We start from the raw sequence: 19,058 nt of genomic DNA on the forward strand, positions 1-19,058 counted from the left end.
CGCCAGCTATCTCCCGGGAGTCGCGTTATGGAGCGCAGGCGGCACAGGGACTTTCTTAACGACACTGTGTGACGAGGTAGGAAATGATGCAGATGTTCAACTATCCGCAGGGCGAAGGGGGCCAGTCAGGTGCCTGCTGTGAGTGCGAGCGAGAGACGCTGCGCTGGTACGATCGCGTATGTTCTTTACAACTTCCCCCTTTGCTAAGCAGGTTTGCGTTACGGTCAGCGCGATTGCAAACCACGGTAAGCATGGGGGGGATGGTTTATGGCGACTAATACCTCTCTTGACTCGCCGCGCATGGCCGGAAGAACCCGGCTGCGCAGTTCCCTCAAGCTCTGGCAGGTGGTCATGATGGGGCTGGCTTACCTCACGCCCATGACCGTGTTTGATACCTTCGGCATTGTGTCCGGTATCAGCAATGGCCACGTGCCCGCCTCGTATCTCCTGGCGCTGGCGGGCGTCATGTTTACCGCCATCAGCTACGGCAAACTGGTGCGACAGTTCCCGGAAGCGGGCTCTGCTTACACCTACACGCAGAAATCGATCGGCCCTCACTTAGGCTTTATGGTTGGCTGGTCATCGCTGCTGGACTATCTCTTCCTGCCGATGATCAACGTGCTGCTGGCGAAGATCTACCTTTCCGCGTTGTTCCCTGAAGTCCCGCCCTGGGTCTGGGTGGTGGGTTTTGTAACGATCCTGACGCTGGCGAACCTGAAAAGCGTTAACCTGGTCGCCAACTTTAACACCCTGTTTGTGCTGGTGCAGGTCGCCATCATGGTGGTCTTTGTCATACTCGTGGTGCACGGCCTGCACAAGGGTGAGGGGGTCGGCACCGTCTGGTCGCTCCAGCCGTTTATCAGCGAGAACGCGCACCTGCTTCCTATCATTACCGGCGCGACTATCGTCTGCTTCTCTTTCCTCGGCTTTGACGCGGTCACCACGCTGTCGGAAGAGACGCCAAACGCGGCGCGGGTGATCCCCAAAGCGATTTTCCTGACCGCACTGTATGGCGGGCTGATATTTATTGTTGCCTCGTTTTTCATGCAGCTCTTTTTCCCGACGATCGCGCGTTTCAAGAACCCGGACGCCGCGCTGCCGGAAATTGCGCTGTACGTGGGCGGCAAGCTCTTCCAGTCGGTGTTTCTGTGCACCACGTTTGTGAATACGCTCGCTTCAGGCCTGGCCTCGCACGCCAGCGTCTCACGCTTATTGTACGTGATGGGGCGTGACAACGTCTTTCCTGAGCGGGTGTTTGGCTACGTGCATCCGAAGTGGCGCACTCCGGCCCTGAACGTGATTATGGTAGGGATAGTGGCGCTGTCGGCCCTGTACTTTGATCTGGTGACCGCGACGGCGCTGATCAACTTTGGCGCGCTGGTGGCGTTTACGTTTGTTAATCTCTCGGTGTACAACCATTTCTGGCGGCGTAAGGGGCTGAACAAAACGTGGAAAGATCGGCTCCACTATTTCCTGCTGCCACTCATTGGTGCCGCAACGGTCGGCGTGCTGTGGATCAACCTCGAAGCGACGTCCCTGACGCTTGGCCTCATCTGGGCGGCACTGGGTGTCCTTTACCTGACCTGGCTCACGCGCCGCTTCCGAAAACCGCCTCCGCAGTTTGAAGCCGGTAAGATAGAGCAGGCCTGGGATTCCTGAACGTGAAACGGCACCAGTAAGCTGGTGCCGTTTATCTGGATCGGGCATCAGCCCGCAGGATGATTATCTCAGGCGTTTATGAAGGCTTGCGCCCACCAGCAGTGCGGCACAGAGCATCAGCGCGATAAACCCGCCCACGCCGTTCCAGCCGTAGTGATGCCAGAACACACCGCCCAGCGTCCCGGCGATGCTTGAGCCCAGATAATAGCTAAACAGATACAGCGACGATGCCTGTCCTTTGGCGCGACGCGCACGCGGGCCAATCCAGCTGCTGGCGACGGAGTGAGCGGCGAAGAACCCTGCGGAGAAGAGCAGCATCCCGGCAAAGATAAGCCACAGGGAGGAGAAGAGCGTCAGCAGCAGGCCGAGCAGCATCACCGCGGTAAACACCAGCATCACCGGCCCGCGGCCAAAGCGTGCTGTCATCGCCCCGGCTTTCGGCGAACTCCACGTACCGGTGAGATAGGCCACGGAAAGCAAACCCACAACAGCCTGATTCAGATGCCACGGCGAGAGCATCAGCCGGTAGCCAATATAGTTAAACAGCGTCACGAAGGAACCCATCAGCAGGAATCCCATCAGAAACAGTCGCGGTAAACCTTTGTCACGCCAGTGAAGGCGGAAGTTGATAAACAGCGTTTTCGGGCGCAGAGACGTCGGGCGAAAATGGCGCGATTCTGGCAGGATTTTCCAGAACATCAGGGCCGATGCCAGCGCAAAACAGCCGATCACCGCCAGCGCAATGCGCCAGCTAAAGAAGTCCGTGAATACCCCGCTCAGCAGACGCCCGCTCATGCCGCCAATCGAGTTCCCGCTGATGTACAGCCCCATCGAAAAGGCAACGAAGCTCGGGTGGATCTCCTCGCTGAGATAGGTCATCCCGACTGCCGCCACGCCGCTGAGCGAGAGCCCGATCAGCGCGCGCATCATCAAAATGCCGTGCCAGCTGGTCATCATTGTCGAGAGTAACGTACAGACCGAGGCCAGCATCAGGGCGGTTACCATCACCTGTTTACGGCCAATGGCGTCGGAGAGCGGGCCGGTAAAAAGCAGGCCAATTGCCAGCATCCCGGTTGAAATGGAAAGCGAAACGCTGCTGCTGGCAGGCGATACGCCAAATTCATGGGAGAGAACGGGCAGGATCGGCTGAACGCAGTAGAGCAGGGCAAACGTTGCCAGACCGGCGGAAAAGAGCGCCAGCGTGACGCGCATAAACTGGGGGGTACCACGTTTGATGAACTGAACCGGCTGCGATGCTACAGGCAAATCATTAATATCTCTGGCCGGCGCGATATCAATGGTAGATGTACGACTCACACAGTTTCCTTGCTTAAACATCCCCGTGATTTCTGGTGACGGGTATGACCACACCTTCAGGGTAGGAAAATGTAAATATTCTGTCTAATATATTAATAATCTCAAATGATACTTTAAAAATATGAATATCGAGCTGCGTCATCTTCGCTACTTTGTCGCCGTCGCTGAGGAACTGCATTTCGGCCGCGCGGCGGCACGACTGAACATTTCTCAGCCGCCCTTAAGCCAGCAGATTCAAATCCTCGAACAGCAGGTCGGGGCGCGTCTTCTGGCCCGCACCAACCGCAGCGTGAGCCTGACGGCGGCGGGTAAGCAGTTTCTGATCGACAGCCGACAAATTCTGAGCATGGTCGACGACGCCGCTGCCCGGGCGGAACGGCTCTATCTTGGGGAAGCCGGGGAGCTGCGGATCGGGTTTACCTCGTCCGCGCCGTTTATCAGCGCCGTCTCGCAGACGCTTTCGTCCTTCCGCCGTCATTTTCCGGACGTGCATATTCAGACTCGCGAAATTAATACCCGCGAGCAGATTGCGCCGCTGAACGAAGGTGCGCTCGATCTGGGGCTGATGCGTAATACCCAGCTGCCGGACACGCTGGCGTGGGAGGTTATCCTGCGCGAACCGCTGATGGCCATGATCCCGAACGATCACCCTCTGGCGTCGCGTCCGGCGGTTTCGCTGGCGGAGCTGGCAAAAGAGCCGTTTGTCTTTTTTGACCCGCAGGTCGGGACGGGCCTGTATGACGATATTCTGGGGCTGATGCGCCGCTACGATCTGGCGCCGGTCATTACCCAGGAAGTGGGAGAGGCGATGACCATTATCGGCCTGGTCGCCGCCGGGCTGGGTGTGTCGATACTCCCGGCCTCCTTTAAGCGGGTACAGCTGCGTGAGATGCGCTGGGTTACTATCGCCGAGGAGGATGCCGTTTCAGAGATGTGGCTGGTGTGGTCAAAACATCGCGAACAGAGTCATGCTGCCCAGCGCTTCAAACAGCGGTTAATCCAGGCTTCCGCGGTCTGATATTTCCCTGGAAAACGGGTAAAAATGTGCGGTAAATCACAAGGCTAAGTAAATATTTGACGACACCCATGGAAGTGCTTCACCATAGCCAACAGTTTATTTCGAAGCTCGAAAATAAGGGAGTACGAGGTGGTTGCTGATAGTCAGCCAGGGCATATTGATCAGATTAAGCAGACCAACGCTGGCGCGGTGTATCGCCTGATTGATCAGCTTGGTCCGGTTTCGCGTATCGATCTGTCGCGCCTGGCACAGCTGGCACCTGCCAGTATCACCAAAATTGTCCGCGAAATGCTGGAAGCGCACCTGGTCCAGGAGACGGAAATTCAGGAGCCGGGCAGCCGTGGTCGTCCGGCGGTCGGCCTGGTGGTCGAGACGGAAGCCTGGCACTACCTCTCGCTGCGCATCAGCCGCGGAGAGATCTTCCTTGCGCTGCGCGATCTCAGCAGCAAGCTGGTGGTGGAAGACCGGCTTGAGCTGTCGCTCAATGCCGAGGAACCGCTTCTCGATGCGATTGTCTCCCATATCGATCGCTTCTTTATTCGCCATCAGCAGCGGCTTGAACGCTTAACGGCGATTGCCATCACCATGCCCGGCATTATTGATACCGAAAATGGTATTGTTCACCGCATGCCGTTTTACGACGATGTTAAAGAGATGCCGCTGGGCGAAGTGCTGGAAAACCATACCGGCGTGCCGGTCTATATTCAGCACGACATTAGCGCCTGGACGATGGCGGAAGCGCTGTTTGGCGCGTCGCGCGGTGCGCGGGATGTGATTCAGGTGGTCATCGACCACAACGTCGGGGCGGGGGTGATCACCGACGGACGGCTTCTCCACGCCGGGAGCAGCAGCCTGGTGGAAATTGGCCATACCCAGGTCGACCCGTACGGCAAGCGTTGCTACTGCGGGAACCACGGCTGTCTGGAGACCATTGCCAGCGTGGAAAGCGTGCTGGAGCTGGCGCAGGTCAGGCTCAGTCAGTCCATGAGCTCTTCGCTTCACGGCCAACCCCTGACGGTGGATTCTCTCTGTGACGCCGCGCGTCAGGGGGATCTGCTGGCGAAGGACATTATTACCGGGGTGGGGAATAACGTAGGCCGCATTCTGGCGATTATGGTGAACCTCTTCAATCCGCAAAAAATCCTGATCGGCTCACCGCTCAGCCAGGCGGCGGAGATCCTTTTTCCGGCGATTACGGCCTGTATTCAGCAGCAGTCGCTTCCTGCCTACAGCAGAAATATTGCGGTAGAAAGTACCCAGTTTTCCAACCAGGGCACGATGGCCGGCGCGGCGCTGGTCAAAGATGCCATGTACAATGGCTCGCTGCTTATCCGCCTGTTACAGGGTTAACTCTTTTCCGCAGATGTAAGAAAAATTGCGCTATCTCAAGCCGGGTAGCGCACGCATCCCGTAGACTTCCTCCACTGAATTATTTACCTGGTTGATATTTTCGAAGCATACCCAAGAGGTGGAGTGAGTCATGCTTAAGCGTTTCTTTGTTACTGGTACAGATACCTCTGTCGGCAAGACCGTTGTATCCCGCGCATTGCTGCAGGCTCTGACAGCAAGCGGTAAACGCGTCGCTGGGTACAAACCGGTCGCAAAAGGGAGTAAAGAGACGCCAGAGGGATTGCGAAATAAAGACGCCCTGGTGCTGCAAAGCGTCTCGTCACTGGAACTGCCTTACCACGCGGTCAATCCTATTGCGTTAAGCGAAGATGAAAGCAGCGTGGCGCACAGCGGCCCGATCAATTATTCCCTGTTATCCGACGGGCTGGCGAACCTGAGTGAGCAGGTCGATCACGTAGTCGTCGAAGGAACGGGCGGCTGGCGCAGCCTGATGAATGATTTACGCCCGCTGTCTGAATGGGTCGTGCAGGAGCAGCTGCCGGTAGTGATGGTAGTGGGGATCCAGGAAGGGTGTATCAACCACGCGCTGCTGACGGCGCAGGCGATTGCCAATGACGGCCTGCCGCTGGCTGGCTGGGTGGCAAACCGTATTAATCCAGGCCTCGCGCACTACGCGGAGATCATCGACGTACTGAGCACCAAACTGCCTGGCCCGCTGGTGGGCGAGCTGCCTTATCTGCCTCGCGCCGAGCAGCGCGAGCTAGCGCAGTACATCGATCTCTCTGCCCTCGGTGGCGTGTTGACCGTAGATCGAGTCGTGGCGTAACGTCCGCGACAGTACGGACGCTATCACGCAGGCGACCAGTAAACCGGGCAGTAAAAAATACTGCCCGGTCATTTCACAGACCATCAGCGCCGACATAATGGGCGCATGCGTGGTCGCAGCGAGCAGCGTTGCCATCCCGGCCAGCCCCAGCAACATGGCCGTCTCAGAACCCGGCAGCCACAGCGCGAAAAACTGCGCGAACAGCATCCCCGTAGCCATACCGACAAACAGGGTAGGCGTAAATACCCCGCCCGGCGCACCCGAACCGCTGCTTGCCAGCACCGCCAGCAATTTACAGATGAACACGCCGGCAATCACCGACAGCAGCGGCGGGGCGAGCAGAAAAGCCTGAACCACGCTGTAGCCGTTCCCCCAAACCTTCGGCGTCAAAAGAGACAGCAGCCCGACAATCAAGCCGCCGAGTGCCAGCTGCCACGGCGGCGAAAGTTTGAGGCGCAGGAAAAGCCCGTGGCTGAACGCCATTAGCCACATCAGCAGCGGTCCGCAGAGACCTGCCAGCAGCCCCATCGCGACCAGCAGGGCATAATCTGCCGCGGTGAGAATGCCCCTCAGATGGACCTCGTAGAGCGTACCGGCACCCGGTGCCAGGAGTTGCGTCGTAAGAAGCGCCACCACCGCCGCAATCACCACGGGGCCGAGCGAGGCCAGCATCAGCGTGCCAAACAGAATCTCTGCAATGAACAGGCTTCCCGCTAACGGAGCATGGTAGGCGCTGGCCATCCCGGCGGCGGCGCCACAGGCGATCCAAAGCTTCCATTCCGATTTGGGCGTAAAGCGCCGGGCAAAAAAGGAGGCGGCGAGGGCGGCAAGCAGGATCATGGCCCCTTCGCGGCCGATGGCGCTTCCGCTGGCAACGACCAGCAGCGAAGCAAGAGATTTAACGAGGCTCGCGCCGTAGTCAAACTGACCGTCGCCGGTCTCCAGCGCTTCCATATAATCGGTGGGGGCATGAGGCCGCTGGGCGGTCAGGCGCTGCCATCCCCAGAGCAACAACCCGGCAGCCAGCCCGCCCAGCGCGGGCGTCAGCGCGCGCCTCCAGGGGGAGAGCGACGCGGCGGCATTCACCAGGCTGCCGCTGTCGTTGCTCAGAAGCAGCCACTCCAGCAGGTACATGCTGTGGCGGAACACCGCAACGGCCAGCGCGGCCAGCACGCCGGTGACGGTGGCAATCAGGAGTCGGCGAAACATTGCGCGGATGTCGGGGTACGTATGAAGACGTTGCATGGGTCGCGAGTAAACGGGGACGATGTCCTATTGTGGTTGGAACTCAATCAGTATGCAAATGAGCTTTTATAGGGTGTTCTATATATATTATTTATTTTTCTTTGTCATTTATTTGATTATTAAATATTAACCAAAAGTGCTGAATAAATCTGGTGAACTCGTCTTCATAGTAAAATTGCTTTTTTATTTACAGGAAGGAAAAGGAAATTCTTTATGAGTAACGAACTCACTAATTACCGGAGCGTAATGCATGGGTTACCGTACCGATAATTATGGTCGGGGGCAGGCGCTTGAGAATGATAAAACGACTACCGGTGCCAGGTGTATTGCGTCTATAACGGACAGCACCGAATTTGGCCGCAGAATACTCAGGGTAGGTGATAAAACCACACCCTGTCCCAAATGCGGGAAACAGGGCGTCATTGTATCAGGTGAAGAACGCGTGACATTTCACGGGGTGCCCGCAGCCGTTCACGGTTCAAAAGTACACTGTGATTGCCCGCCGGGTTCGAACCGGGTGATTGCTCCGGCAGGTCAGTGGCTGGGACGGGGACGGGACCCGGTTGAGGTTGCCAGGGAAGAACACGCTGCCAGGCTGGTTGCAGAAAAGCAAGCCGAAGAAAAACGCAGAGAGGAAGAAAGGGAGCGTAACCGGGTATTCGCAAAATCCTGCCTGCGCGGTGAGGGGTGTAATGATGCCGGTGACCAGCGCGAGCCTCACACCAATTTTGCTGATATGGCTTTTTTTCAGGCCATGCCCGCCAGCGACCCTGCAACCGATTCAGACACCCCGCAGCACGCCCGGACCGCAAAAAAGAAAAAGCCAGACGATATTCCCAAACCGAAGAAGCGCAGCGCCCTTTATCGCTGGTGGAACGGTAACCATGAGGAGATGGATTATCAGGCCGCCGTTGCTGCTGCAGTTGCAGCTGCACGCGCGCAGACGGCCACGGCAGGCGCAAGCCTGCTGGAGCTGATAAGCGGCAGAGCGCTGACCTACGGCACCTGGGCGGTACGTGGTGCCGCCGGGCTGGGGGAGACAGCCGCCGCCGGAGCGGGTGCATCCGTGGCCGGGCTGCTGGTGGGAATGATGCCCGGCAGGCTGAACGACGGCGAACAGGATTTTATCGACCGTATGCGCCTGGAGCAGATGCGTGAAGCCCCGAGCCGGGTGCGCTATACGTGGGAGAACGACAGCAGCGGGAACGCGGTCCCGCGTGGCTGGCACACGCCACCCGGCCGGGACAGTGTTCGCGTCAGAAAAATGGAGTATGACAGCAGCGCTCAGGCGTACACCTTCACCACGGAGGAAGAACCGCGCGTCACCATCGTCTGGACGCCTGATCGGACAGGTGAAGAAAAACCGTGGAATACCGGCAACCAGACGCGGCCAGTGTTGCCGAACCCGGTGATAGTGGACCCGCTGCCGGATAACACCGGCATAACGGCGACCACCAGCCCGGCACCGGAGGAAAAACGTTTCGCGGATTACATTCTGATCCTGCCGTTCCCTGACCTGCCGCCGATTTATATTTACCTGAGCAAACCGCCGGTGGAGTTTCTGGAGGTTGAGTTATACAGTGACTTCAAACGCCGTTCTCGGCAGGGGATTTACGAGGCTGATCACATGCCGTCGAGGGCTGCCGTTGATGCATATCTAAAAGCTAATTATCCGTTGCTAGATGATGACGAGATATTTGCACTGACTGATAAAGTTGCAGCCATCGTGATCCCGAAAGATATTCATCAAAAAATAAGCGAGACATATGGTGGACGTAATACGCCTACACATATTGATCTTGACTCAAGGAACCTCAGGGCAGCAGTGGATCGCAATCTGGATGCCATAAAACCGGCATTGAAAGAGCATGGAGCGACCGAAATCCAGATCGAAGCAGCAAGGGTGAAAATACATACAATTAACAGTGAAGCGGGGCTTTACAAATGACGATAGACGTTGAGGCGCTGATATATAGTCTTGGTAAGTCTTATCAATATATGCTTGGTAAGGACTTAATTCCGTATAAGTCTCCTCCAAAGGGATCTTCTGGAACACCGACCCTCAACCTCGAAATGGCTCAGGAAGGGATTTTTCTTTCTTTTTGGCGAGAGGGGCGGATTTTGAAATCTGTCACACTCAGAATTCAGCACGAACCTGCGTCCAGTTGGACATTTCCTAATGAACTACCAGCACCCTTGCAGGCGTCTATGTCTCGTAAATGGGTTAATGAAACTCTTGGTGAGCCGCTAAGAAGTGCGCCGCCTTACACTGTGATGAATAAGGATTATGGTTGGACAGACCTTTATGAGGTAAAGGATCACGATATTCCTACGAGCATGCAGATTAACTATGACCTAGAGGATCGCGTGAGGTCTGTAACCTTCATGCCAACCTCAGAGCTTCGCTGGTAATGCGCAACACAAGCCCCGGGAGGGGCTTTTTGTGCTCGCGTGCAATAAAGCCACCATTAAAAAAGCATGGTGCGACGGAAAGTCAGATTGAAGCTGCAAAGGTTAAAATTCACGAATTGAATCGTAATGTGGGGTTATACGAATGACCGTAAATGTAGAAGCACTGAGCCGTAATCTGGGCAGGAGCTAAAAAGAATTAGTGGACAATGAAATAATCACTTATAAAACTGACACTAAAGAGGCAGTAAGTTGTGGAATGGTAACGATGAGGAGGTGGATTATCAGGCTGCCGCAGCTGCGGCTAAAAGGCGAGTAGATGAAGCCTGCCGACCAATCCAGAAAGGTTGAAAAAAGAATATTGTCTAAGCTATTGATATTTATAGAAAAGAAACAGAAATCTTGCTTTTCGAGATAGAAATTCCATCTGAAAAAGCACATGTAATGGCAGATATTTTGGGATTAAATGCGAGAGACCGAGAAGAATTTATGTGTGGAATTGGAGTGTACAACTTGACAAAAAACCAGGCTCACGAGTTTGAATTATTGGTAGGTAAAACGTTTTATTCAGATGATGTGACCTTGCAAATTTCTGGTGGAGAAATATGAGGGCCGGGTTCTTCAACCCACCAGCGAATTGTTGCTGGTGGGTTGAAATTGCCGGGAAGAAATTACGTTGTCTCTTCAGCGTGATGACGTAAAGGGATGAGGCTTCACGAATGAACTCCCTACACAGCTCTAGCCGAACCTGTCTCGCGCATGGATTCAAAAATATAATTCTCAGCTCTCGCTATGAATATTCAGCGCCCGGCGCGTACGCCCTGAACTCAGATACTCGGCAATATAATCCTGCGAAATCTCGCCGTTGTAGCGCCCGTCCTCATCCACGATCGGCATCCAGCTGGTGTTGCTCTCATACAGGCGTGACAGCACCACGCGCAGGTTGTCTTCGGCTTTGCCGGTCATGCGGAACGGATGCAGGATGTCGGCGCAGTTCCCGCTGGCGTTACGCGCTTCGCGACGCTTCACAAAGCCCAGCGGCTTGCCGTGCTCGTCAACCACGGTAATCGCGCGAATATCGTTATCATCCATGGTTGCAAAGGCTTCCGGGAGCGGAGTCGAACCCCGTACCGTAATGGTCGGCTGCTGGTCGGTGACGTCGCCGGCGGAGACCAACAGCAGGCGCTTCAGCGTGCGGTCCTGACCAACAAACGAGCCGACAAACTCGTTCGCCGGTTTCGCCAGCAGCTCGTCCGGGCTGGCGCACTGGACGATTTTCCCCTGACGGAAGACCGCGATGCGGTCCCCGAGCTTCAGGGCTTCGTCGATATCGTGGCTCACCAGCATGACGGTTTTTTTCAGCTTGCGCTGCATCTCGAGGAACTGGTTCTGGATCACCTCACGGTTGATCGGGTCCACCGCGCCGAAGGGTTCATCCATCAGCAGTACCGGAGGATCCGCGGCCAGGGCGCGAATAACGCCAATACGCTGCTGCTGGCCGCCGGACATCTCGCGCGGATAACGGTGGAGGAACTTGTGCGGATCCATTGCCACCATATCCATCAGCTCTTCGGCGCGGGCTTTGCAGCGCGCTTTATCCCAGCCCAGCATGCGCGGCACGACGGTGATGTTCTCTTCAATGGTCATGTTCGGGAACAGGCCAATCTGCTGGATCACATAGCCAATGTTGCGGCGCAGGGTGACGGTGTCCATCCCGCTGGTGTCCTCGCCGTTAATCAGGATGTTTCCGCTGCTTGGGGTGATAAGTCGGTTAATCATCTTCAGGGTGGTGGTCTTTCCGCAGCCGGACGGGCCGAGCAGGACGCACATTTCCCCTTCGGGCACGTTCAGGTTGACGTTATCGACGGCCTTAAAGGTCTGGCCGTGCTTCTGTGAAAATTGTTTGGTGAGGTTTTCCAGTTTTATCATTATCGAATCCCCTTTGGAGTCAGAACCACCTGCAGACGGTGCAGCAGCCAGTCGAGCACAATCGCTAAAAGACAAATCATCAGCGCGCCCGCAATCAACATGCGGATATCACTTCCGCCGATGCCGTTAAGCAGCAGCAGGCCAAGTCCGCCCGCGCCAATCACGGCGGCAATCGCCATGACGCCGATGTTCATCACCACGGCGGTGCGGATCCCGCCGAAAATCACCGGCAGCGCCATCGGAATTTCCACCCAGCGCAGACGCTGCCAGAACGTCATGCCGATGCCGCGTCCGGCTTCGCGCAGGCCCGGCGGCAGGCTGTCGAGCGCCGTGTGGGTGTTACGCACGATCGGCAGCAGCGAGTAGAGAAACACCGCCGTGATTGCGGGCAGGGCGCCAATCCCCTGACCGATCAGCGAAAACAGCGGGATCATCAGGCCAAACAGGGCAATGGACGGGATGGTCAACACGATGGTGGCAATCCCCAGCACCGGCGTCGCCAGCCACTTGTGGCGCACAATCAAAATGCCCAGCGGGACGCCGATGATAATAGCTAAGCCCACGGCCAGCGCCACCAGCCACAGATGCTGCAGCGTGAGGGTTAACAGATAGTCCCAGTTGTCCAGAATGTAGTGAACGGTATCCATAGCGCCTCCTACAGCAGCTGTTTGCTACGCAGGAAATCGCGGGCGACCTGCTGCGGTGACTGATGGTCAATATCCACCTTCTTGTTCAGCTCGGTGATAACGTCGTTGTTGAGCTGGGCCGAGAGGGTATTAAGCGCCTCTTCCAGACCGGGATTGGCCTCCAGGGTGTCCTTGCGCACCACCGGGGTGACCGCGTAGCTCGGGAAGAAGCCTTTATCATCTTCCAGCACTTTGAGATCAAAGCCCTTCACGCGCCCGTCGGTGGTATAAACCAGCCCGGCGTCGACGAAGCCGTCGCGCACGGCGTTATAGACCAGACCCGGGTCCATCTGGCGGATTTGCGGACGGTCCAGATCCATCTTATAGGCCTCCTGCAGCGGCTTCATGCCGTCGCTGCGCCCGGCAAATTCAAGGTCTAAGCCCAGCAGCCAGTTTTTGTCCGGGTTGGTTTTGCGAACCTGTTCAATTTTCGCCACCATCTCCGACATGGTGTTGATATGCTCCGCCTCGGCGCGCTTGCGCTGCATGGCGAAGGCATAGGTGTTGTTCATATCGGCGGGTTTGAGCCACACCAGACCGTGCTTCGCATCCAGGCGCTTCACCGTCTCCCAGGACTCCTGCGGTGACATGCGCTTGTTGATGTGGTTGAAGATGATCAGCGACGTGCCGGTGTACTCCCAGGTCATATCAATCTGCTTGTTGATCATCGCGTTGCGTGAGATCACCGTGGCGATATTGGTTTTTGGCTGAACCTGAAAACCTTTCTTTTGCAGGTACTGTACGGTCATCGCCGAGAGAATGTGCTGCTCGGTAAAGCTCTTGGTCGCCAGAATCAGCGGGGCTGCCATCGCCTGGCCGGTGAACAGCGCCGCGGCACACAGCGCCGCAAGGCTGGATATCAGTCTCATAAAAGCTCCTTGTTATTGTTATCGAGCGAGATGGGGACTCATCACGCGACCCAGCGCCGCCAGCAGGGTGTCGAGGATCAGGGCGAACAGGGCGGTGGCCGCCGCGCCGAGGATCAGGGTCGGGAAATCGTTCAGGTAAATGCCCGGGAAAATCAGCTCGCCGTAGCTGCTGGCGCCAATCAGAAACGCCAGCGGCGCGGTACCGACGTTAATGGCGGTGGCGATGCGGATCCCCGAGAGCATAACCGGCCAGGCGTTGGGCAGCTCAACCTGGCACAGGCGCTGCCATTTGGTCATCCCAATCCCGTTTGCCGCTTCCAGCAGCGACGACGGGACCGAGCACAGCCCGGCGTAGGTATTGCGCACAATCGGCAGCAGCGAGGCGAGGAACAGGGCGATGATGGCGGGCGTATCGCCGATACCAATCACCACCATCGCCAGCGCCAGCACGGCCAGCGGCGGCAAGGTGTTGCCGACATTAAAGATTTGCATCACGTATTCGGCGACGCCCCGCGCGGCCGGACGGCTCAGCAGAATACCGGCCGGAATGCCCACCAGCAGGGCAAAAAACATCGACGAGAAAACCAGAATCATGTGCTGTTGCCCGAGGTAGACCAGGTCAACCTGGCGCGCCTTGATTGTCTCAAGCCCGATTCCCCAGACGAGGAGGGCGAGGACCACGAGAATGGCGCCGACAAACAGCAGCGAGCGTTTGAGTAATGGGTGCATTGCGGTGTGTCTCCCTGTGCGCATGCGTTATAGCAACCACCGGTTGCCTGTTGTTATGCCATGTTTCGGCAGGGGTAATTGACCTATAGCAAGCGTTTGGGAAGGGTTCCAGCGAAGGGGGGAAATCAGTAACCCTATGAAATTAGTGACAACCTTAATTAAAGCCTTATGGCGTAAGGGCTGGTTGCGTGCCGGGCAGAATAGTCCTAAAGCGAATTTTCAATAGTGACAGTGTCACATATTAAAGGGCGCCCTTACGCCGAGAGTCGTTCGTTATTTAGATAGTGGCACGAACCCGGCGAACGCGAACCGAGATGCTAATGATAGAAAAAATGGCAACAATCGCGAGCATCAGCCCAAGCGCCAGCATGGCGTTAAACCCAATCCATCTGAACAGCAGCAGCCCAGCAATCCCTCCGCTCATAAACGAGAAAATAGTGGTTAAGTGAGTTTTCAGCTGACTTTTTTGTGCCGCGGTATCCTTCGAGTAATCCCTGCGAAGCATCGCCACCAGCACGGAGGCCAGTGATATGCCTGCATCCGTTAGCGTGCCGGTAATGTGCGTCGATCTCACCCGCCCTCCGGAGAGCTGCGTGGAGGTTGAATTATGAATGCCCATCAGGCCGCACAGAAAAATAATAATCTCGCGGTTGCTCGTGAGGGCGTGGAAATACATCTCGTAGAGAGAGATGCCGGTCAATAGTACCCCCTCGACGAAAAGGATTTGGCAAAAAACCAGCCTGATATTGTGGATAATGCCCCAGAGTACAATAAGACGAGCAAGGATGGCGCCGGTGACAAAAGAGAGAATAATCGAGCCAAAGAAAATCATATCGCTCAGATCGGTGGAGGAGACTTCGCTGGATAATTGTGAGGTATTGCCGGTCATGTGAGAGGGGAAAAAGCCAAATGCCCCAAGGGCGATGGCGTTAAGCAAACCTGCCGAGGTCGCCAGCCAGAGGGCAAGCCGACGATCCTCCTTATGCGTTCGTTCTTTCTTGAGTTTAATCAGCAAGAATACCTCCGGGTTGAGCTTTGCCTGAATAGTCAGGCTAGCAAAGCGGTGCAACGGGCTGTCCAGGATATGGCTTAATTATTATTCTCTCTGACGCCAATCAGGGTTTAGTAATTAAATAAAATATCCTTACTCAAGGTGTGGGCGTAAATAATTTATATCATGCCGTTATTGCCGTGACGCAAAAACGCTGGGCGCTGGTTGAGGCGCTCATACCAGGCCTCAATCGCCGGCACGTCGGGCTTGTCAAACGGCGTCATCTTCCAGCGATTCACCGACAGCCCAAGCACCACGTCCGCAAGGGTAAACGTCTCGCCCGCCGCAAAGGCCCCGGTGCGCTGCAGCTGGTTTTCCAGAATGGTGATGCAGTGGTTCCACTCTTTTATTCCCGCCGCAATGCGCGCAGGGTCGTTAAAGTCCGGGTTTTTTCGTCCCAGCGCCGGGAAGACATAGCGCCAGGCGTTATTGAATTCAGTTGCCTGCCAGTCCATCCAGCGCTCAACGTTGGCGCAGGCCTGCGGCTCTGCAGGCAGCAGATCGTGACGTCCGGCCTTGCGCGCCAGATAGCGGCAGATGGCGTTGGACTCCCACAGCACGAAATCGTCATCCATCAGCACCGGCACCATGGCATTGGGGTTCAGCGCGCGGAAGTCATCCGTTTCTGTTGAGGCAAAACCGCTGCCGTAGTCTTCCTGCAGGTAAGGGATGCCCGCTTCTTCACAGGTCCAGAGCACTTTACGAACGTTGATGGAGGTGGTTTTACCGAGGATATTAATCATGACGCTGCTTCTCTTCAGGGGGATTAAACATTTAAAAACAATACACCCTTTGCGCGAAGAGGGAGGGATAATATTGAGTGAGGAGTGCTCTGTACGGGCAGGTCAGCGCGTTTTAAGCGGAAACGTTACGTCTTCAGGGTGCGTAATGGCGGTTATTCCGCGCCGTTTTCTCCAGAGGCGCCTGCTTGCTTAATGCCTGGAAAAAATTTAGGCTAACATCAGAGATATGCTTGCTCATTAAAGGCTTAGAAATGGAAAAAATAACCCCTGAATATACGTCCGTTGACTTATCTCGTTGGGCAAGGAAGGAACATTTTGAGATTTTTCAGGGGTTCGCTCAGTCGACGTTTAACCAGACGGTTTTAATCGATATTACTGCGCTGTTAAAACATATCAAAGCGGTCGGCTGGAAATTTTACCCAACTATTATTTTTCTCATTTCGAAAATCGTCAACAGTCATCCGGAGTTCCGTATGGCCATGAAAGACAATAAGCTTATTATATGGAATGAAGTTCATCCAAATTATACCATTTTCCATAATGAAACAGAGACCTTTTCATCATTATGGAGCCATTATGATGGCAATATTCAGCACTTCCAGAAGACCTACGCTGAAGACATTGCGCGCTACGGTAATAATTTTTCTTATTGGCCTAAAGAAGATTCCCGGGAAAATATTTTTTTCATATCGGGTATTCCCTGGGTGAGTTTTACCAGCTTTAACGTCAACGTTGCGCACATGAAGAACTTTTTTGCCCCTATGTTTACGCTTGGAAAATACTATGAACAAGATGGCAAAGTATTATTGCCCCTTGCCGTTCAGGTTCATCATTCCGTGTGCGATGGTTTCCATGTGGCAAGACTGTACAATGAACTACAAGAGATGATTGATGCCTTGCCGCAATCCGGCGCGTGACGTTAATAAAAAAGCCGCAAGCAGCATGCTGCTTGCGGCGTCAGGCTCGGTGATGATGTGGCAATCAGGCAGCTTTTACCGCTCTGATTTTTTTACTGTCAGCCGCAGGGGCATCGAGAGCAGGGAGCTTGCTGGTGCGCAGAATATGCTGCACGGTCTCTTTCTGCTCGGCGAGATACAGACCAAGATTTTCAGCCTGCGTTTCATCCATCTGCATTCCGCTTTGCAACAGCCAGTCGGTGAACGCGTCTGCCATATCGAGCAGCTTGTCGTGAGCGTCAGCCTCTTTCTTACTGGCAAATGTCATTTTCTCTTCACCTTTTCTTACGACAACATATTTTATTTCAACAGCCATCACGCACCTCTCATACTGTATTTATATACAGTATAACAGCTTCGGGATGATGTTGCAGTAAAAAGTGAGCTACTGGTGCATCAGCTGCGTTTCACGGCCGCCGATACTGCGTCGCCATGCGCCAGGTGCCTGACCGAATTGGCGCTTAAAGCTGCGGTTGAACGACTGCTGAGAGTCAAACCCGAGCGCGATTGCCACGTTCAGGATGGGCTCATCGCTGTGGGCTAAGCGCTCAACCGATTTTTGCAGCTTTTGCGCGCGAATATAGCCGGCGAGGGGATAGCCCGTGTGCTCTTTAAACAGGCGCTGGAGGTGCCATTTCGAGTAGCCGGAGCGCCTGGAGACGGTCTCAATGTCCAGGCGACTGTCGAGGTTGTTATCAATCCAGTCGAGTAAATCATGCATAAATGCGCCAGTGTTCATCAGGTTTCCCCCACGCAGCGATAGAAAGGTATCTTTGTCTGTTGCATTTTAAGGTGGCCTGGTTTCACGATAATTGCAAGTTTTATTGTTGCATTTAAATCCTTGCCCGAAACGGGCCTTTTATCGCCGCCTCAAATAGCACATAAAGTGCAACAATTATTCTTGCACTTAGTTAGGCGCATTCCTACAATCGCCGCGATAGTGTATTCGAAACTGTTACAGTTTTGTGGCGATGAACGACACAAATGGCCTTAAGCCAGCCCGGACAAAGGAAGTGGCGCGGCACCTCCCGCTGCGTCTTGCCCGGCGGCTACAATTACCGGAATAAAAATAATGAGCCTGCAAAAAACCTGGGGAAACTATCATCTGAATGCGCTGGGAGCGATGATGCTCTCCGTGCTGCTCGTCGGATGTGATGACAGCGTCGCGCAAAACGCCGCGCCGCCCGCGCCCGCCGTTAATGCTGCAGACGTGGTTGTGAAATCCATTAGCCAGTGGGATAGCTTTAACGGCCGGATTGAAGCCGTGGAAAGCGTGCAGCTTCGTCCCCGTGTCTCTGGCTACATCGACAAAGTGAATTTCACCGACGGCCAGGAGGTGAAAAAGGGCGAGGTGCTGTTCACGATTGATGACCGAACCTATCGCGCCGCGCTGGAGCAGGCGCAGGCGACACTGGAGAGAGCCAAAACGCAGGCCAGCCTGGCGCGAAGCGAGGCTAACCGTACCGATAAACTCATTAATACCAACCTGGTATCCCGTGAAGAGTGGGAGCAGCGCCGTTCGGCCGCCATTCAGGCGCAGGCCGATATTCGCGCAGCCCAGGCTGCGGTAGACGCCGCGCAGCTGAATCTCGACTTCACCAAAGTGACGGCTCCTATTGATGGTCGCGCCAGCCGGGCGTTAATCACCAGCGGCAATCTGGTCTCCGCGGGCGACAGCGCCAGCGTGCTCACCACCCTGGTCTCGCAGAAGACGGTTTACGTCTACTTTGACGTGGATGAGTCAACCTATCTTCACTATCAAAATCTCGCCCGCAACGGGCAGGGGGCGTCCAGCCACCATACGGCGCTACCGGTTGAGATCGGCCTTGCCGGCGAGGAGGGCTACCCCCATCAGGGTAAAGTGGATTTCCTTGATAATCAGCTCACGCCGAGTACCGGTACGATCCGCATGCGCGCGCTGCTGGATAACGCGCAGCGTCAGTTCACGCCGGGACTCTTTGCCCGCGTGCGCCTGCCGGGCAGCGCGGAATTCCAGGCCATGCTTATTGACGACAAAGCGGTACTGACTGACCAGGATCGCAAGTATGTCTATATCGTGGATAAAGAGGGCAAAGCGCAGCGTCGCGATATTACGCCGGGGCGTCTGGCCGACGGTTTACGCATCGTGCAGCAGGGGCTGAAACCTGGCGATAAGGTCATCGTTGACGGTCTACAGAAAGTGTTCATGCCGGGTATGCCGGTGAACGCGAAAACCGTCGCCATGACCGCCAGCACCGCCCTCAACTGATCACTTGACCTGAGAATCCTTCC

Annotated in this window: 19 protein-coding genes; 9 read left to right on the plus strand and 10 right to left on the minus strand. The window is 55.5% G+C overall.

Annotation, left to right across the window (positions count from 1 at the left end):
• The first annotated feature begins 267 nt into the window (after window positions 1–267).
• Window positions 268–1,659, plus strand: a complete 1,392-nt coding sequence (locus OKF39_RS11195) for an APC family permease (protein WP_063153918.1) — start codon at window positions 268–270, stop codon at window positions 1,657–1,659.
• Between the two features lie 63 nt (window positions 1,660–1,722).
• Here the strand turns inward: OKF39_RS11195 and OKF39_RS11200 are convergent, their stop codons facing one another.
• Window positions 1,723–2,976, minus strand: a complete 1,254-nt coding sequence (locus tag OKF39_RS11200) for an MFS transporter (protein ID WP_479983776.1) — start codon at window positions 2,974–2,976, stop codon at window positions 1,723–1,725.
• Window positions 2,977–3,097: 121 nt separating this feature from the next.
• Between OKF39_RS11200 and OKF39_RS11205 the strand changes: the two genes are divergently transcribed.
• The 3 genes from OKF39_RS11205 to bioD all read left to right on the plus strand — a co-directional run bounded on the left by OKF39_RS11205 (window position 3,098) and on the right by bioD (window position 6,170).
• A complete protein-coding gene (locus tag OKF39_RS11205; RefSeq protein ID WP_048961364.1) occupies window positions 3,098–3,994 on the plus strand; it encodes a LysR family transcriptional regulator in 897 nt (298 codons plus the stop codon).
• 129 nt (window positions 3,995–4,123) lie between these two features.
• On the plus strand, window positions 4,124–5,344 hold the full coding sequence (gene mlc / locus OKF39_RS11210; RefSeq protein ID WP_479983777.1) for a sugar metabolism global transcriptional regulator Mlc: 1,221 nt from the start codon (window positions 4,124–4,126) through the stop codon (window positions 5,342–5,344).
• Between the two features lie 130 nt (window positions 5,345–5,474).
• Window positions 5,475–6,170, plus strand: coding sequence for a dethiobiotin synthase (bioD, locus tag OKF39_RS11215; protein WP_028012980.1), 696 nt, complete (start codon window positions 5,475–5,477; stop codon window positions 6,168–6,170).
• On the opposite strand, the gene clcB is transcribed toward bioD, so the two are convergent.
• Window positions 6,105–7,415: a voltage-gated ClC-type chloride channel ClcB gene (clcB, locus tag OKF39_RS11220; RefSeq protein WP_479983778.1), complete on the minus strand. Its 1,311-nt coding sequence runs from the start codon at window positions 7,413–7,415 to the stop codon at window positions 6,105–6,107. The genes bioD and clcB overlap by 66 nt on opposite strands.
• Before the next feature lie 250 nt (window positions 7,416–7,665).
• Here clcB and OKF39_RS11225 point away from each other — a divergent pair, with 250 nt between their 5' ends.
• The 3 genes from OKF39_RS11225 (at window position 7,666) to OKF39_RS11235 (ending at window position 10,433) form a co-directional block, all read left to right on the plus strand.
• The gene (locus OKF39_RS11225) at window positions 7,666–9,363 is read left to right on the plus strand and encodes an S-type pyocin domain-containing protein (protein ID WP_214573980.1); all 1,698 of its coding nucleotides are present in this window, start codon (window positions 7,666–7,668) and stop codon (window positions 9,361–9,363) included.
• Window positions 9,360–9,827 carry a DUF6392 family protein gene (locus tag OKF39_RS11230; RefSeq protein WP_047368455.1) on the plus strand — a complete coding sequence of 156 codons (468 nt, stop codon included), beginning with the start codon at window positions 9,360–9,362 and terminating at the stop codon, window positions 9,825–9,827. The genes OKF39_RS11225 and OKF39_RS11230 overlap by 4 nt, the downstream gene beginning before the upstream one ends.
• A gap of 399 nt (window positions 9,828–10,226) precedes the next feature.
• Window positions 10,227–10,433, plus strand: coding sequence for a DUF7683 domain-containing protein (locus OKF39_RS11235; RefSeq protein ID WP_444861435.1), 207 nt, complete (start codon window positions 10,227–10,229; stop codon window positions 10,431–10,433).
• A 171-nt stretch (window positions 10,434–10,604) separates the two neighbouring features.
• Here the strand turns inward: OKF39_RS11235 and osmV are convergent, their stop codons facing one another.
• From osmV to OKF39_RS11265, 6 genes are all read right to left on the minus strand, one after another.
• Window positions 10,605–11,753, minus strand: a complete 1,149-nt coding sequence (gene osmV / locus OKF39_RS11240) for an osmoprotectant ABC transporter ATP-binding protein OsmV (protein ID WP_479983779.1) — start codon at window positions 11,751–11,753, stop codon at window positions 10,605–10,607.
• Entirely contained in the window at window positions 11,753–12,400 is a 648-nt protein-coding gene (gene osmW, locus OKF39_RS11245; RefSeq protein WP_028012983.1) for an osmoprotectant ABC transporter permease OsmW, read from the minus strand. Before osmW ends, osmV begins: the two co-directional genes overlap by 1 nt.
• Window positions 12,401–12,408: 8 nt before the next feature.
• A complete protein-coding gene (gene osmX / locus OKF39_RS11250) occupies window positions 12,409–13,308 on the minus strand; it encodes an osmoprotectant ABC transporter substrate-binding protein OsmX (protein ID WP_041910236.1) in 900 nt (299 codons plus the stop codon).
• An 18-nt stretch (window positions 13,309–13,326) separates the two neighbouring features.
• The gene (gene osmY / locus OKF39_RS11255) at window positions 13,327–14,037 is read right to left on the minus strand and encodes an osmoprotectant ABC transporter permease OsmY (RefSeq protein WP_028012985.1); all 711 of its coding nucleotides are present in this window, start codon (window positions 14,035–14,037) and stop codon (window positions 13,327–13,329) included.
• Between the two features lie 277 nt (window positions 14,038–14,314).
• Window positions 14,315–15,052, minus strand: a complete 738-nt coding sequence (locus OKF39_RS11260; protein WP_479983780.1) for a YoaK family protein — start codon at window positions 15,050–15,052, stop codon at window positions 14,315–14,317.
• A gap of 155 nt (window positions 15,053–15,207) precedes the next feature.
• Complete coding sequence (locus OKF39_RS11265) at window positions 15,208–15,831, minus strand: glutathione S-transferase family protein (RefSeq protein ID WP_069732349.1); 624 nt, start codon at window positions 15,829–15,831, stop codon at window positions 15,208–15,210.
• 251 nt (window positions 15,832–16,082) lie between these two features.
• Between OKF39_RS11265 and catA the strand changes: the two genes are divergently transcribed.
• Window positions 16,083–16,748: a type A chloramphenicol O-acetyltransferase gene (catA, locus tag OKF39_RS11270; protein ID WP_479983781.1), complete on the plus strand. Its 666-nt coding sequence runs from the start codon at window positions 16,083–16,085 to the stop codon at window positions 16,746–16,748.
• 64 nt (window positions 16,749–16,812) lie between these two features.
• On the opposite strand, the gene OKF39_RS11275 is transcribed toward catA, so the two are convergent.
• The gene (locus OKF39_RS11275; protein ID WP_028012989.1) at window positions 16,813–17,103 is read right to left on the minus strand and encodes a YebG family protein; all 291 of its coding nucleotides are present in this window, start codon (window positions 17,101–17,103) and stop codon (window positions 16,813–16,815) included.
• A gap of 69 nt (window positions 17,104–17,172) precedes the next feature.
• Window positions 17,173–17,526, minus strand: coding sequence for a helix-turn-helix domain-containing protein (locus OKF39_RS11280; protein ID WP_136343208.1), 354 nt, complete (start codon window positions 17,524–17,526; stop codon window positions 17,173–17,175).
• 333 nt (window positions 17,527–17,859) lie between these two features.
• Here OKF39_RS11280 and oqxA point away from each other — a divergent pair, with 333 nt between their 5' ends.
• Entirely contained in the window at window positions 17,860–19,035 is a 1,176-nt protein-coding gene (gene oqxA / locus OKF39_RS11285; protein WP_028012991.1) for a multidrug efflux RND transporter periplasmic adaptor subunit OqxA, read from the plus strand.
• Window positions 19,036–19,058 lie beyond the last annotated feature (23 nt).

It is taken from the genome of Enterobacter cloacae complex sp. HYC042_NIDB (genome assembly GCF_056673315.1).

Excerpts from the sequence above, each read along its gene's own strand:
- OKF39_RS11195 (WP_063153918.1), top strand. The coding sequence starts at position 268 with ATGGCGACTAATACCTCTCTTGACTCGCCGCGCATGGCCGGAAGAACC.
- OKF39_RS11205 (WP_048961364.1), top strand. The coding sequence starts at position 3,098 with ATGAATATCGAGCTGCGTCATCTTCGCTACTTTGTCGCCGTCGCTGAG.
- bioD (WP_028012980.1), top strand. The coding sequence starts at position 5,475 with ATGCTTAAGCGTTTCTTTGTTACTGGTACAGATACCTCTGTCGGCAAG.
- clcB (WP_479983778.1), bottom strand. The coding sequence starts at position 7,415 with ATGCAACGTCTTCATACGTACCCCGACATCCGCGCAATGTTTCGCCGA.
- OKF39_RS11225 (WP_214573980.1), top strand. The coding sequence starts at position 7,666 with ATGGGTTACCGTACCGATAATTATGGTCGGGGGCAGGCGCTTGAGAAT.
- OKF39_RS11230 (WP_047368455.1), top strand. The coding sequence starts at position 9,360 with ATGACGATAGACGTTGAGGCGCTGATATATAGTCTTGGTAAGTCTTAT.
- osmV (WP_479983779.1), bottom strand. The coding sequence starts at position 11,753 with ATGATAAAACTGGAAAACCTCACCAAACAATTTTCACAGAAGCACGGC.
- osmW (WP_028012983.1), bottom strand. The coding sequence starts at position 12,400 with ATGGATACCGTTCACTACATTCTGGACAACTGGGACTATCTGTTAACC.
- osmX (WP_041910236.1), bottom strand. The coding sequence starts at position 13,308 with ATGAGACTGATATCCAGCCTTGCGGCGCTGTGTGCCGCGGCGCTGTTC.
- osmY (WP_028012985.1), bottom strand. The coding sequence starts at position 14,037 with ATGCACCCATTACTCAAACGCTCGCTGCTGTTTGTCGGCGCCATTCTC.
- OKF39_RS11265 (WP_069732349.1), bottom strand. The coding sequence starts at position 15,831 with ATGATTAATATCCTCGGTAAAACCACCTCCATCAACGTTCGTAAAGTG.
- catA (WP_479983781.1), top strand. The coding sequence starts at position 16,083 with ATGGAAAAAATAACCCCTGAATATACGTCCGTTGACTTATCTCGTTGG.
- OKF39_RS11275 (WP_028012989.1), bottom strand. The coding sequence starts at position 17,103 with ATGGCTGTTGAAATAAAATATGTTGTCGTAAGAAAAGGTGAAGAGAAA.
- OKF39_RS11280 (WP_136343208.1), bottom strand. The coding sequence starts at position 17,526 with ATGAACACTGGCGCATTTATGCATGATTTACTCGACTGGATTGATAAC.
- oqxA (WP_028012991.1), top strand. The coding sequence starts at position 17,860 with ATGAGCCTGCAAAAAACCTGGGGAAACTATCATCTGAATGCGCTGGGA.